Raw genomic sequence first — 13,196 nt, forward strand, 5'->3', positions numbered from 1 at the left:
GTATCGGGCGCGATGAATGGCCGATTTTCACGTCAGAAAGTGCGCGGCATGATCGATACCGCGGATGACGATTCATTCGTCAGAAAGATTTTGAAACGTGATCGGAATGCGCGGAAGTCGGCCGATCGGCCGATTCGGGTGGTTTCGGGCCGATTGTCGGGTCGGGCGACGCGAGGGCAATGTGTAACGGCGGCAGGTTCGCCGCCGCCATGCCGCGCATTCGGCAGGCGGCGGCCACGGGGTCGATGCCCGTTATCGGCCGCCGCGGACGGGCTTCTTACTTCAGCCACTTGTCCGAAATCGCCTGGTATTCGCCGGTCGACAGCGCGAGATGCAGCCACTGGTCGACGTATTGCTGGAACACGACGTCGCCGCGCGGCACCATGTACGCCTTCTCGCCGAACTGGAACGGCTTGTCCGGATGCACCGAGCACAGCCCCGGATTCAGCTTTTGCTGCAACTGCGTCTCGGACGCATCCGTCACCATCACGTCGGCCTTGCCCGCGAGGATCTGCTTGAAGATCGTCACGTTGTCCGGATAGACGGTCAGGTTCGCATGTGTGAAGAACTGTTTCGCGAACCGCTCGTTGGTACCGCCCGGATTCACGATCACACGCGTCTCGGGCCGGTCGATCTGCGCGACGGTCTGGTACTTGTCGGCGTCCGCGCAGCGCACGATCGGCGTCTTGCCGTCGACGACGTACGGCTGCGTGAAGAACACGCGCTTCTGGCGCTCGAGCGTCGTCGACACACCGCCCACCGCGATGTCGCATTTCGCGACGAAATCGGCGGTCAGGTTCGGCCAGCTCGTCTTCACGAAGTCGGTCTTCACGCCGAGCGATTTCGCGAGCGATTCGGCCATGTCGATGTCGATGCCCTCGAAACGGCCGTCCGTGCGGTAGTACGAATACGGCTTGTAGTCGCCCGTCGTGCACACGCGCAGCGTGCCGCGCGCGAGCACGTCGTCGAGCCGCGAACCGGCCCCCGGCGCGGCGGTGGTGCCGGTGGTGGTCTGCGCGTGCGCGGCGGCGCAGCAGAGCAGCGCGGCCGCGGCGAGCGTGGCGAATGTCTTCATCGGTCTCCTCCTTCATTCGATATGAGCGTCCGATCATAACGGAGCCATCGCGCGCGTCATATGGCCGCCATCGCGTCGGCATGCGCAGCCTGAGGGCGGCTGTCCGGTAAAATGCCGCTTTGCCTTCGCATCGTCGCTCCTACCGTGGCCCATAACCTGCTCAACGACACCTTCCTGCGTGCGCTTCTGCGCGAGCCGACCGACTACACGCCGATCTGGCTGATGCGCCAGGCCGGCCGCTACCTGCCCGAATACAACGCGACGCGTGCGCGCGCCGGCAGCTTCCTCGGCCTCGCGAAGAATCCCGACTACGCGACCGAGGTGACGCTGCAGCCGCTCGAGCGTTTCCCGCTCGACGCCGCGATCCTGTTCTCGGACATCCTGACGATTCCCGACGCGATGGGGCTCGGTCTCGACTTCCAGGTCGGCGAAGGGCCGAAGTTCGCGCATCCGGTGCGCACCGAGGCCGACGTCGCGAAGCTCGCGGTGCCGGACATCGAGGAGACGCTCGGTTATGTGACGGGCGCCGTGCGCGAGATCCGCCGCGCGCTCACCGACGGCCAGGGCCGCCAGCGCGTGCCGCTGATCGGCTTCTCGGGCAGCCCGTGGACACTCGCGTGCTACATGGTCGAAGGCGGCGGGTCGGACGATTTCCGCACGGTGAAGTCGATGGCGTATTCGCGCCCCGACCTGATGCACCGGATCCTCGACGTGAATGCGCAGGCGGTGGCCGCGTACCTGAACGCGCAGATCGAAGCGGGCGCGCAGGCCGTGATGATCTTCGATACGTGGGGCGGCGCGCTGGCCGACGGCGCATACCAGCGCTTCTCGCTCGACTACATCCGCCGCGTGGTGAGCCAGCTCAAGCGCGAGCACGACGGCGAACGCGTGCCGGTGATCACGTTCACGAAGGGCGGCGGGCTGTGGCTCGAGGAGATCGCGGCGACCGGCGTCGATGCGGTCGGGCTCGACTGGACGGTCAACCTCGGCGCCGCGCGCGAGCGCGTCGCGGGGCGTGTCGCGCTGCAGGGCAACCTCGATCCGACGATCCTGTTTGCGCCGCCGGCCGCGGTGCGCGAACAGGCGCGCGCGGTGCTCGACAGCTACGGCAACCATCCGGGCCATGTGTTCAACCTCGGCCACGGCATCTCGCAATTCACGTCGCCCGATCACGTCGCCGAACTCGTCGACGAAGTACACAACCACAGCCGCGCGATCCGTAGCCGAGCCGCTGGCTGAACGCAAGCGTTGTCATGCTGCACTGCGGGATGACAGCGTTTCGCTGTCGGGACTAAACAGGGCGCAACCCCGCTCCCGCTGCCGATCCGGTGCTTGTCAAGACTTGACTTATACACATTTTCCACGTTGCAGCGCGGTAGAGCCCTGTATCGGTCAATTTGTCTCGCTATTGTTCGGTAATTTGAATAGCAGCCTTATGGAATAAGGCTCCGCGGGGCGGCGCCCCGCGCGGCGAAAAACAGCGGAAAGCACGGCCCCGCGCGCGTTGCGGCCAATCGGGGGCGAGTTCTCAACAAAGTTATCCACAGGACTGGGCAGGGTATACGGCGATTCCTAATGCGAATCCAAAACTTAGCGCGGAATCTGAAGTTTTACTTTAAGTTCGCTGCCGCGATGCGGACGCGGATGCAAGCCGCCTGTCCTTCGCGTACCGCTGCCGGTGGGGCGCCCCAATGAGCGGCACCTACCTGCGCGTCGCGCTCGACCATCCGCTCGCGACCCTGTTCGACTACCGCTGCGACGCGCAGCCGGCACCCGTGCCCGGCACGCTCGTGCAGGTGCCGTTCGGCAAGCGGCAGGCCGTCGGGCTCGTTTGCGAAGTGACGACTCACACCGATGTGCCGCCGTCACGGCTGCGCGCGGTCGACGCGATCTGCGCCGACCTGCCCCCGCTGTCGGCGGACTGGCTCGCCCTGGTGTCGTTCGCCGCCGACTACTATCAGCGCGGGCGCGGCGAGGTTGCGCTGCCGGCGCTGCCGCAGGCGCTGCGCGACGCCGGGCGCTGGGGGCGGCTGCTCGCGCCCGAAGTGCGCTACCAGCCGACCGAAGCCGGCCGCGCGGCGTTGCCCGATGCATTGCCCGCGCGCGGCGCCGCGCTGCGGCGGCTTGCACAGGCGCTCGTCGATACCGGTTCGTTGACGCTGCCCGACGCGCGGGCGCTGCATCCGAAGGCGGCCGCGACGCTCGACGACTGGGCCGCGCGCGGCTGGGTCGACGTCGAGGAGATCGGCTGGGCCGATGCACCTGTGCCCAAAGCTGTGGATAACCTGTCGACAACCGGTGGACGAACCGTGCCGCCGGCACTGACCGACCAGCAGGCCGAGGCGCTCGACGCGATCCGCGCGGCAGCGGGCTTCGCGCCGTTCCTGCTGCACGGCGTGACGGGCAGCGGCAAGACCGAGGTCTATCTGCATGCGCTCGCGTCGCTGCTCGATGCACGGCCGGACGCGCAGGCGCTCGTGCTCGTGCCCGAAATCAACCTGACGCCGCAGTTCGAGGCCGCGTTTCGCGCGCGCTTCGCGGGGGCGCTCGCCGACGACGCGATCGTCACGCTGCACAGCGGGCTCGCCGAGGGCGAGCGGGCGCGCAACTGGCTGGCCGCCCACACGGGCCGCGCGCGGATCGTGCTCGGCACGCGCCTGGCGGTGCTGGCGTCGATGCCGACGCTCGCGCTGATCGTCGTCGACGAGGAGCACGAGCCGGCGTACAAGCAGCAGGAAGGGCTGCGCTATTCGGCGCGCGATCTCGCCGTGTGGCGCGCCAAGCAGCTCGGCATCACGGTCGTGCTCGGCTCGGCCACGCCGTCGCTCGAAAGCTGGTGGCAGGCCGAGCAGGGGCGCTATACGAAGCTCACGCTATCGCGCCGCGCGGTGGCCGACGCGACGCTGCCGACCGTGCGGCTGATCGATCTCGAAGAGGAGCGACGGCGCGGCCGCGCGTCGATGGGCGGGCTGTCGGGGCCGCTCGTCGCGGCGCTGAAGGCGCGGCTCGAACGCGGCGAGCAGAGCCTCGTGTTCCTGAACCGGCGCGGTTACGCGCCGCAGCTCGCGTGCGACGCATGCGGCTGGGTCGCCGGTTGTCCGCGCTGCAGCGCGTACGTCGTCCTGCACAAGCCCGAGCATGCGCTGCGCTGCCATCACTGCGGCTGGGAGGCGCGCATTCCTCGGTCGTGTCCGGAGTGCGGGAACGTCGACATCGCGCCGCTCGGGCGCGGCACGCAGCGTATCGAGGAGGCGCTCGCCGAGGCCGTGCCGGGCGCGCGGGTGCTGCGGATCGACGCGGACAGCACGCGCCGCAAGGGCAGCGCGCAGGCGCTGTTCTCCGACGTGCATGCGGGCGAGGTCGACATCCTGGTCGGCACGCAGATGATCGCGAAGGGGCACGACTTTCAGCGCGTGTCGCTCGTCGGCGTGCTCAATGCCGACACCGCGCTGTTTTCGCACGATTTCCGGGCGAGCGAACGGCTGTTCGCGCAGTTGATGCAGGTGAGCGGCCGCGCGGGGCGGGCCGGGCTGCCGGGCGAGGTGATGGTGCAGACGCGTTACCCGCGTCATGCGCTGTATCACGCGCTCGGGCGGCAGGATTACGTCGGCTTCGCGAATTCGACGCTCGGCGAGCGCCGCGACGCGCACCTGCCGCCGTTCGTCTACCAGGCGCTGCTGCGCGCCGAAGGGCGCACGCTCGACGCGGCGCTCGCGTTCCTGCTTCAGGCCGCGGCCGCATTGCCGGGGCTGCCGGGCGCCGATCGCGTGACCGTGTACGACGCGGTGCCGATGACGATCGTCAAGGTCGCGAACGTCCATCGCGCGCAGTTGCTGCTCGAAAGCGCATCGCGGGCGGCGCTGCAGCATGCGCTGCGTGCATGGCAGCCGGCACTGCGGGCGCTGAAGGGCGTGCTGCGGTGGAGCGTCGAAGTCGACCCGCTGGATATCTGAGCGGCGCGCTGCCGTATGAAGAAGCCCGGCCCGCCGGGCGTCATCCGCCTGCCTCTCGTCGCGCGTCCGAACCGGGCGTCGCATCGTTTCTCCCACCCAGTGCAACCCGTTTTCGGCCGCTTCCACGCGCGTCGACGGTTGCACACGCGCGTCCAGCCGGCCCGATCAGGGAAAACACCGATCCGCCGACCACGGGCAACCCCTAGGTTGCAACCACATAAGTGGCTGATTATATTGACTAACTTGTGGGTGCAACCTGTTCGGTAATTTGGTTGCACCTTTTTATTGCGTGCCGTAGGATTTCGCGCATCCTCTTACACCACATCGCCGGGCTCGCACCGGCGCACGAACCCACCATGGCAAGCACGACTCTCGGCGTCAAAGTCGACGACCTTCTCCGCTCGCGCCTCAAGGACGCCGCCGCGCGCCTCGAGCGCACTCCCCACTGGCTGATCAAGCAGGCGATCTTCGCGTATCTCGAGCGGATCGAGCACGGCCAGTTGCCGCCCGAACTGTCGGGCCACAGCGGCGTGACGGAGCTCGCCGACGGTCAGGCGGCGGACGGCGACGACGACAACTCGCCGCATCCGTTCCTCGAGTTCGCGCAGAACGTTCAGCCGCAATCGGTGCTGCGCGCGGCGATCACGGCCGCGTACCGCCGCCCGGAGCCGGAATGCGTGCCGTTCCTGCTCGGTCAGGCGCGCCTGCCGGCGAACCTGCAGGCGGACGTGCAGGCGCTCGCGACGAAGCTCGTCGAGGCGCTGCGCGAGAAAAGCTCGGGCGGCGGCGTCGAAGGGCTGATCCACGAGTTCTCGCTGTCGAGCCAGGAAGGCGTCGCGCTGATGTGCCTCGCCGAGGCGCTGCTGCGCATTCCCGATCGCGCGACGCGCGATGCGCTGATTCGCGACAAGATCAGCAAGGGCGACTGGCGCTCGCACGTCGGCCACGCGCCGTCGCTGTTCGTGAACGCGGCGACCTGGGGGCTGATGATCACCGGCAAGCTCGTGACGACCAACAGCGAAGCGGGCCTGTCGTCGGCGCTCACGCGCCTGATCGGCCGCGGCGGCGAGCCGCTGATCCGCAAGGGCGTCGACATGGCGATGCGCCTGATGGGCGAACAGTTCGTCACCGGCGAGACGATTTCCGAAGCGCTCGCGAACAGCCGCAAGTACGAAGCGCGCGGCTTCCGCTACTCGTACGACATGCTCGGCGAAGCGGCGACGACCGAAGAGGACGCGCAGCGCTACTACGCGTCGTACGAACAGGCGATCCACGCGATCGGCAAGGCGGCCGGCGGCCGCGGCATCTACGAAGGCCCGGGCATCTCGATCAAGCTGTCGGCGCTGCACGCGCGCTACTCGCGCTCGCAGCAGGACCGCACGATGAGCGAGCTGCTGCCGCGCGTGCGCGCACTCGCGCTGCTCGCGCGCCGCTACGACATCGGCCTGAACATCGACGCTGAAGAGGCCGACCGCCTCGAGCTGTCGCTCGACCTGCTCGAGGCGCTGTGCTTCGATCCGGATCTCGCGGGCTGGAACGGCATCGGCTTCGTGGTGCAGGGCTACCAGAAGCGCTGCCCGTTCGTGATCGACTACCTGATCGATCTCGCGCGCCGCAGCCGTCACCGCCTGATGATCCGCCTCGTGAAGGGCGCGTACTGGGATACCGAGATCAAGCGCGCGCAGGTCGACGGCCTCGAAGGCTATCCGGTCTATACGCGCAAGATCTACACCGACGTGTCGTACCTCGCGTGCGCGAAGAAGCTGCTCGCGGCGCCCGACGCCGTCTACCCGCAGTTCGCGACGCACAACGCGTACACGCTGGCCGCGATCTACCAGCTCGCGGGCCAGAACTACTACCCGGGCCAGTACGAATTCCAGTGCCTGCACGGGATGGGCGAGCCGCTGTACGAGGAGGTCACGGGCCGCGACAAGCTGAACCGTCCGTGCCGCGTGTACGCACCGGTCGGCACGCACGAGACGCTGCTCGCGTACCTCGTGCGCCGCCTGCTCGAGAACGGCGCGAATACGTCGTTCGTGAACCGTATCGCGGACAAGACCGTGTCGGTGAAGGAACTGGTCGCCGATCCGGTCGACGAAGCGTCGAAAGTCGTGCCGCTCGGCGCGCCGCACGCGAAGATCCCGCTGCCGCGCAACCTGTACGGCGACGAGCGTCCCAATTCGATGGGCCTCGATTTGTCGAACGAACACCGGCTCGCCTCGCTGTCGTCCGCGCTGCTCGCGAGCGCGCATCATCCGTGGCGCGCGGCGCCGATGCTCGCCGACGACGCGCTCGCCGACGCACCGGCACGCGACGTGCGCAACCCGGCCGACCAGCGCGACCTGGTCGGCACGGTCAGCGAGGCGACGGCCGAACACGTGAGCGCGGCGCTCGCGCACGCGGTAGCCGCCGCGCCGATCTGGCAGGCGACGCCGGTCGACGCCCGCGCCGACTGCCTGGCGCGCGCAGCCGACCTGCTCGAAGCGCAGATGCACACGCTGATGGGCCTGATCGTGCGCGAAGCCGGCAAGTCGCTGCCGAACGCGATCGCCGAGATTCGCGAAGCGGTCGACTTCCTGCGCTACTACGCGGCGCAGATCCGCGACGAGTTCTCGAACGACACGCATCGCCCGCTCGGCCCCGTGGTCTGCATCAGCCCGTGGAACTTCCCGCTCGCGATCTTCATGGGCCAGGTCGCCGCGGCGCTTGCCGCCGGCAACACGGTGCTCGCGAAGCCGGCCGAACAGACGCCGCTGATCGCCGCGCAGGCCGTGCGCCTGCTGCGCGAGGCCGGCGTGCCGGCCGGCGCGGTACAGCTGCTGCCGGGCACCGGCGAGACCGTCGGCGCGGCGCTGGTCGCCGATCCGCGTACGCGTGCGGTGATGTTCACGGGCTCGACCGAAGTCGCGCGCCTGATCAACAAGACGCTGTCCGCGCGCCTCGACCCGGAGGGCAAGCCGATTCCGCTGATCGCGGAAACGGGCGGCCAGAATGCGATGATCGTCGACTCGTCGGCGCTCGCGGAGCAGGTCGTCGCGGACGTGATGCAGTCGTCGTTCGACTCGGCCGGTCAACGGTGCTCGGCGCTGCGCGTTCTGTGTCTGCAGGACGACGTCGCGGACCGCACGCTGACGATGCTCAAGGGCGCGATGCACGAACTGGCGCTCGGCAACCCCGACCGGCTGTCGACGGACGTCGGCCCGGTGATCGACGGCGAAGCGAAGCAGACGATCGACGCGCACGTCGCGACGATGAAGGACAAGGGCCACGCGGTCACGCAACTGCCGACGCCCGAGGCCTGCGCGCACGGCACGTTCGTGCCGCCGACGCTGATCGAGATCAGCAGCATCGACGAGCTCAAGCGCGAAGTGTTCGGCCCCGTGCTGCACGTGGTGCGCTACCGCCGCAGCCAGCTCGACAAGCTGCTCGAGCAGATCCGCGCGACCGGTTACGGGCTGACGCTCGGGATCCACACGCGGATCGACGAGACGATCGCGCACGTGATCTCGAATGCGCACGTGGGCAACATCTACGTGAACCGCAACGTGATCGGTGCGGTGGTCGGCGTGCAGCCGTTCGGCGGCGAAGGGCTGTCGGGCACGGGTCCGAAGGCCGGGGGCGCGCTGTACCTGCAGCGCCTGCTCGCGACGCGTCCGTCGGGCCTGCCGCGTTCGCTCGCGCAGACGCTGATCGCGGACGGCGCGGTCGAAGGCGACGCGCGCGGCAATCCGGCGGCGGCGCTCACGACGCTGCGCGACTGGCTGATCGAGCAACGCGAGCCGGCACTGGCCGCGCGTTGCGACGGCTATCTGGCACAGGTGCCGGCCGGCGCGACCGCCGTGCTGACCGGGCCGACGGGCGAGCGAAACACGTATACACTCGGCCCGCGCGGCACGGTGCTGTGTGTCGCGGCCACCCCGAGCGGCGCGCGCGCGCAGTTCGCGGCGGTGCTGGCCACCGGCAACCGCGCGTTGTTCGCGGGCGCGGCCGGCGAGGCGCTGGTCGCCGCGCTGCCGGCGTCGCTGAAGGCGCATGCGAGCGTGCGCAAGCAGGCCGACGCGCCGTTCGACGCGGTGCTGTTCGAAGGCGACAGCGACGAACTGCAGACGCTCGTGAAGGACGTCGCGCAGCGCCCGGGCCCGATCGTATCGGTGCAGGGCGTGTCGGTGGGCGCGTTCGAGAACGGCGATGCGGAAGACTACGCGCTCGAGCGGCTCCTGACGGAACGCTCGGTGAGCGTGAATACGGCCGCGGCGGGCGGCAATGCGAATTTGATGACGATCGGCTGATCATCCTTGCCGTTCGGATCAAACAAAGAAGCGGCAAGGCGATCCCGAAGCCGCTTCATTTACCCTGGTACCAAGGAGATGCTATGCAACACACGATGAAAAAGGTGGCAGGCGCGACGTTCGTCGCCGTCATGTCGCTGGCGGGGACGGCCCATGCGGATGACGTGAAGATCGGTTACGCAGGGCCGATGACGGGCGCGCAGGCGCACTACGGCAAGGACATGCAGAACGGGATCGTGCTCGCGCTGGAAGACTTCAACGCGACGAACCCGAAGATCGGCGGCAAGCCGGTGAAGTTCGTGCTGAGCACGCAGGACGACCAGGCTGACCCGCGCACGGGCACGACGGTTGCACAGAAGCTCGTCGACGACGGCATCAAGGGCATGCTCGGCCACTTCAACTCGGGCACGACGATTCCCGCCTCGCGCATCTACGCGAACGCGGGCATTCCGGAAATCGCGATGGCGACGGCGCCGGAATACACGCAGCAGGGTTACAAGACGACCTTCCGCATGATGACGTCCGACACGCAGCAGGGCTCGGTGGCCGGCACGTTCGCGGCGAAGGATCTCGGCATGAAGAAGATCGCGATCGTCGACGACCGCACGGCCTACGGCCAGGGTCTCGCCGACCAGTTCGAGAAGGCGGCGAAGGCCGGCGGCGCGACGATCGTCGACCGTGAATTCACGAACGACAAGGCGGTCGACTTCAAGGCGATCCTGACCAAGCTGAAGGCTGCGAAGCCGGACATGGTCTACTACGGCGGCGCGGATTCGCAGGCAGCGCCGATGGTCAAGCAGATGAAGGCGCTGGGCTTCACCGCACCGCTGATGAGCGGCGAAATGGTGAAGACGCCGACGTTCCTGAAGATCGCGGGCAACGCGGCCGACGGCACGATCGCTTCGCTGGCCGGCCTCCCGCTGGAAGAGATGCCGGGCGGCAAGACCTACGCGGACAAGTACAAGAAGCGTTTCGGCGAAGAAGTGCAGACGTACTCGCCGTACGCGTACGACGGCGCGATGGCGATGCTGAACGCGATGAAGAAGGCCGATTCGACCGATCCGGCGAAATACCTGCCGGTGCTCGCGAAGACCGACATGGCCGGCGTGACGTCGACGCACGTCGCGTATGACGCGAAGGGCGACCTGAAGAACGGCGGCATCACGATGTACAAGGTCGAGAAGGGCGAGTGGAAGCCGCTGAAGAGCATCGGCGGCAAGTAAGCAGCCTGTGAGTTGCGGGCGGCGACGTCGTCGCCCCGTTGAACATGCGAAAGCCATCGGATCGTTTGGGGCCGGTGGCTTTTTCTTTGTCGGTGCACGGCCGGGTAGTGCATATGAATCCTGCCGCCGATGGTGTGGCGATGCGTTGCAGGATCATGCGCGGTCGATAGGTTCCGCCAGGCGTGCCACCAGTGCAGGTCAACGACTCGTCGAAGTGACTGACGGCAGTATTAGGTTACTTGCCGTCGCAGCACTTGTTAGGGCAATCAGGCAGGAAGGAGATTTCCACACGCCTTCCATTGTCCACGTCGCCGTGCGAATAGACGTGGACGCTCGTCTTGATGATGCCGCGTAGAAAACCTAGCTGCTCCAGCAGCGCATACGCGGTTTGCATTCGGGACTGTGCAAGGGACAGTGCTCTTTGCTCCCCTTCTTCAGCATGGCCGCTAATCAGTGTTGTTTCTTTGGTGAAGTGATTGGCGTAATCGATTTTTTTATCGATTGCCCATTTTGTAATGCGGATGATTTCTGAATTGGATATATGTGAGCTATTTGGCGAGAAGTAGATGTCGAAATTTTCGCTGGCGATGCACGCAAATGATGGGCTGGAAATGAAGAGGCATAGGCTGAGAATAAGTTTAGGCATTATATATAATATATCCTGCAATACTGTCGGCATTGTTGATTGCTTGATTCGGATTTTCGGCTCCGAATGTCAAGCACTCTTCCATAAAGTATCTGTGATCTCTGGTTCCCATTGTATCGTCAAAATGACTTGCCTCATGAATCAGGGTGGAGATCATCGAATCCTTTTCCCATGAGAAGTCACGCATCGTGCAAAAGTCGACGTGTATTGCGATTGTATGGGTTGCGGTATCCGGTGAGCACACTGATGCGGCGACGCCTGACTGATTTGGATTTGGAACGCATCCGATATGCTTGAATCGCTCGCTATCCCATCGCGTAAAGTTGTGGCCCGTAAGCGATTTGAGTACTTCGGTGATTGCAGTCAGCCCTGTTAGTAGTATCCTGCGCGTGCCTTCGTCTGTTCTGCCAAACCATTGTAGTGCGCGTGCCTTGTCGGTGCTGGACCAGCGTTGCAAATCCGTGATTCTTTTGTCGACGAGAGAAACGGCTCGATCCCGTATGCTCAAGACCATTTCTCGAAATTCCTTGTTGGTCATGTTCGGGCATATTTTCTCGGTGTTGATTGTTACTTCCACCATCGATCCGGGGTTGGTATTGGTGGCGGTGGCCGAGTGTACGAGGAACCATTCCTCATCGTCATGTGCAGCAAAATTTTTCATTGTCTCAATGGCCCGCTGTATAGATTTTCAGGAACGCCGCAGCGTCGGTAACGATTCGACGTGTTTGCCCGTCCGAATCGGTGGTGCCCGTGAAGATCTGCCCGGTGTCGGTCACCACTCGATAGCGGACGTTTGCGAGCGGCCGACGGCTGCCATCGAGCAAGATGAATTGCTCGTCGTGCATGACGCTCGATCGAGCAAATGACCGATCGGCTGCACCAGGTTTAGGCCTATCCAGCGTCGCTATCTCGTCCGCAGTGAAAATCATCCGCATGCCGCGCTCAGCGTAAAAGACCGGCGGCGGATGGCATTCGCAGACATTGATGTCTCCGCTCAATGCCCATTGTTTGCCGTTCGGGCCGGTACCAGGCCAGCGCGGCCCTTGCGGTGCGATGTGCCCTTCACGCTTGCAGGCCGAACAGTAGGTCTTCATATCGAGTGTGGCGATATGAACGCGCGGTGGTGGATCGGAACAGGTCACGGTGTCGAGACCTTCGATAATGACCGCATCACCGGCGTGGTCGCCTTTGGCAAGAAAGTAGCGGATCACAGGAGCCGCCTCAGTGGGACAGGGGCGTTTGGGTAACGACGCTAAATACAATGGACGACGCGACGCCTCGCCGCTCTGGGCTGTCAGTGATCGTGTCGCCGTTATCGAGTTCACTGCCGACGAAGGCGAGTGGTGCGAAGTCGGACCTGTCGGCCAAACCCAGACCGCTGATCACGCACGCGGTTGAGCCGTCCGGATAGTGGACCAGGTCGCCCACCACGGCCGCGTTGCCTAAGTGCGGTGCTACTTCCCATGTACCGGACGGCTCGCGCAACGCACCGCCGTGCGCTGTCGTCGCACCACGTACGGCCAGTCTGTAGGCGGGCGCTGCGGGCGGCGGCACGTAGGTCGGATCGAACAGTCCAGCAACGCTTTGCCGCTCGCGTACGTGAATGCCCAATGAGGTGCGCAGCGTTTCGGTAATGCGATCGCCGTTGCTCAATCGGCTGCCGACCAACGCGAAGGGCTTGCCCTCGCTATGGTTGTTTCCCGCCCCATCGATGATCACGGCCTCGCTACCGTCGTCGTAGGTCACCACGTCTCCGACGCGGGCTACCTCCAGCCCAGCCAGGGTCAGGCCGCTGGTTGCAGTCGTGACGCGTCCGCCACGTTCGGTGAGTGAGCCAACGGTGGCAAAAAGATGGGTCGGTGCTTTGCGTTCGTTTTTCATCGTGCGTCCCTGTCTCGGTAAATGGAATGGCCGGCTTAGAGACGCTATTTCAGACAAGAACCATTGATCAATCGGACGAGTATGATTTGTTATCCTAAAGTTTTATTACTCGTTTCATATCATCCTTTG

9 protein-coding genes are annotated in these 13,196 nt (G+C 65.6%); 4 read left to right on the plus strand and 5 right to left on the minus strand.

Annotated elements, in window-relative coordinates; translation table 11 throughout:
* Window positions 1-277 precede the first annotated feature (277 nt).
* On the minus strand, window positions 278-1,075 hold the full coding sequence (locus AC0KUR_RS27770) for a transporter substrate-binding domain-containing protein (RefSeq protein ID WP_049030889.1): 798 nt from the start codon (window positions 1,073-1,075) through the stop codon (window positions 278-280).
* A 144-nt stretch (window positions 1,076-1,219) separates the two neighbouring features.
* Between AC0KUR_RS27770 and hemE the strand changes: the two genes are divergently transcribed.
* From hemE to AC0KUR_RS27790, 4 genes are all read left to right on the plus strand, one after another.
* Window positions 1,220-2,314 carry a uroporphyrinogen decarboxylase gene (gene hemE, locus AC0KUR_RS27775; protein WP_034188166.1) on the plus strand — a complete coding sequence of 365 codons (1,095 nt, stop codon included), beginning with the start codon at window positions 1,220-1,222 and terminating at the stop codon, window positions 2,312-2,314.
* A 452-nt stretch (window positions 2,315-2,766) separates the two neighbouring features.
* Window positions 2,767-5,028 (plus strand): primosomal protein N', encoded by a 2,262-nt coding sequence (locus AC0KUR_RS27780; protein WP_124608620.1) that lies wholly within the window; start codon window positions 2,767-2,769, stop codon window positions 5,026-5,028.
* 356 nt (window positions 5,029-5,384) lie between these two features.
* Window positions 5,385-9,317, plus strand: coding sequence for a trifunctional transcriptional regulator/proline dehydrogenase/L-glutamate gamma-semialdehyde dehydrogenase (gene putA, locus AC0KUR_RS27785; RefSeq protein WP_473376666.1), 3,933 nt, complete (start codon window positions 5,385-5,387; stop codon window positions 9,315-9,317).
* A gap of 83 nt (window positions 9,318-9,400) precedes the next feature.
* The gene (locus tag AC0KUR_RS27790; RefSeq protein ID WP_034188163.1) at window positions 9,401-10,540 is read left to right on the plus strand and encodes a branched-chain amino acid ABC transporter substrate-binding protein; all 1,140 of its coding nucleotides are present in this window, start codon (window positions 9,401-9,403) and stop codon (window positions 10,538-10,540) included.
* Between the two features lie 235 nt (window positions 10,541-10,775).
* Here the strand turns inward: AC0KUR_RS27790 and AC0KUR_RS27795 are convergent, their stop codons facing one another.
* From AC0KUR_RS27795 to AC0KUR_RS27810, 4 genes are read right to left on the minus strand one after another with little or no spacing between them, the layout of a single operon-like run.
* Window positions 10,776-11,186 carry a hypothetical protein gene (locus AC0KUR_RS27795; RefSeq protein ID WP_473376667.1) on the minus strand — a complete coding sequence of 137 codons (411 nt, stop codon included), beginning with the start codon at window positions 11,184-11,186 and terminating at the stop codon, window positions 10,776-10,778.
* Window positions 11,179-11,847, minus strand: coding sequence for a M35 family metalloendopeptidase (locus tag AC0KUR_RS27800; RefSeq protein ID WP_473376668.1), 669 nt, complete (start codon window positions 11,845-11,847; stop codon window positions 11,179-11,181). The genes AC0KUR_RS27795 and AC0KUR_RS27800 overlap by 8 nt, the downstream gene beginning before the upstream one ends.
* A 4-nt stretch (window positions 11,848-11,851) precedes the next feature.
* Window positions 11,852-12,397: a PAAR domain-containing protein gene (locus tag AC0KUR_RS27805; RefSeq protein ID WP_226229748.1), complete on the minus strand. Its 546-nt coding sequence runs from the start codon at window positions 12,395-12,397 to the stop codon at window positions 11,852-11,854.
* Between the two features lie 10 nt (window positions 12,398-12,407).
* Window positions 12,408-13,067: a PAAR domain-containing protein gene (locus AC0KUR_RS27810; protein ID WP_473376669.1), complete on the minus strand. Its 660-nt coding sequence runs from the start codon at window positions 13,065-13,067 to the stop codon at window positions 12,408-12,410.
* Window positions 13,068-13,196 lie beyond the last annotated feature (129 nt).

The sequence above is a fragment of the Burkholderia sp. YHN3-13 genome (genome assembly GCF_055810675.1).

Bases quoted from the DNA above. Each gene is read 5' to 3' on its own strand.
- AC0KUR_RS27770 (WP_049030889.1), bottom strand. From the start codon at position 1,075: ATGAAGACATTCGCCACGCTCGCCGCGGCCGCGCTGCTCTGCTGCGCC.
- AC0KUR_RS27780 (WP_124608620.1), top strand. From the start codon at position 2,767: ATGAGCGGCACCTACCTGCGCGTCGCGCTCGACCATCCGCTCGCGACC.
- putA (WP_473376666.1), top strand. From the start codon at position 5,385: ATGGCAAGCACGACTCTCGGCGTCAAAGTCGACGACCTTCTCCGCTCG.
- AC0KUR_RS27790 (WP_034188163.1), top strand. From the start codon at position 9,401: ATGCAACACACGATGAAAAAGGTGGCAGGCGCGACGTTCGTCGCCGTC.
- AC0KUR_RS27795 (WP_473376667.1), bottom strand. From the start codon at position 11,186: ATGCCTAAACTTATTCTCAGCCTATGCCTCTTCATTTCCAGCCCATCA.
- AC0KUR_RS27800 (WP_473376668.1), bottom strand. From the start codon at position 11,847: ATGAAAAATTTTGCTGCACATGACGATGAGGAATGGTTCCTCGTACAC.
- AC0KUR_RS27810 (WP_473376669.1), bottom strand. From the start codon at position 13,067: ATGAAAAACGAACGCAAAGCACCGACCCATCTTTTTGCCACCGTTGGC.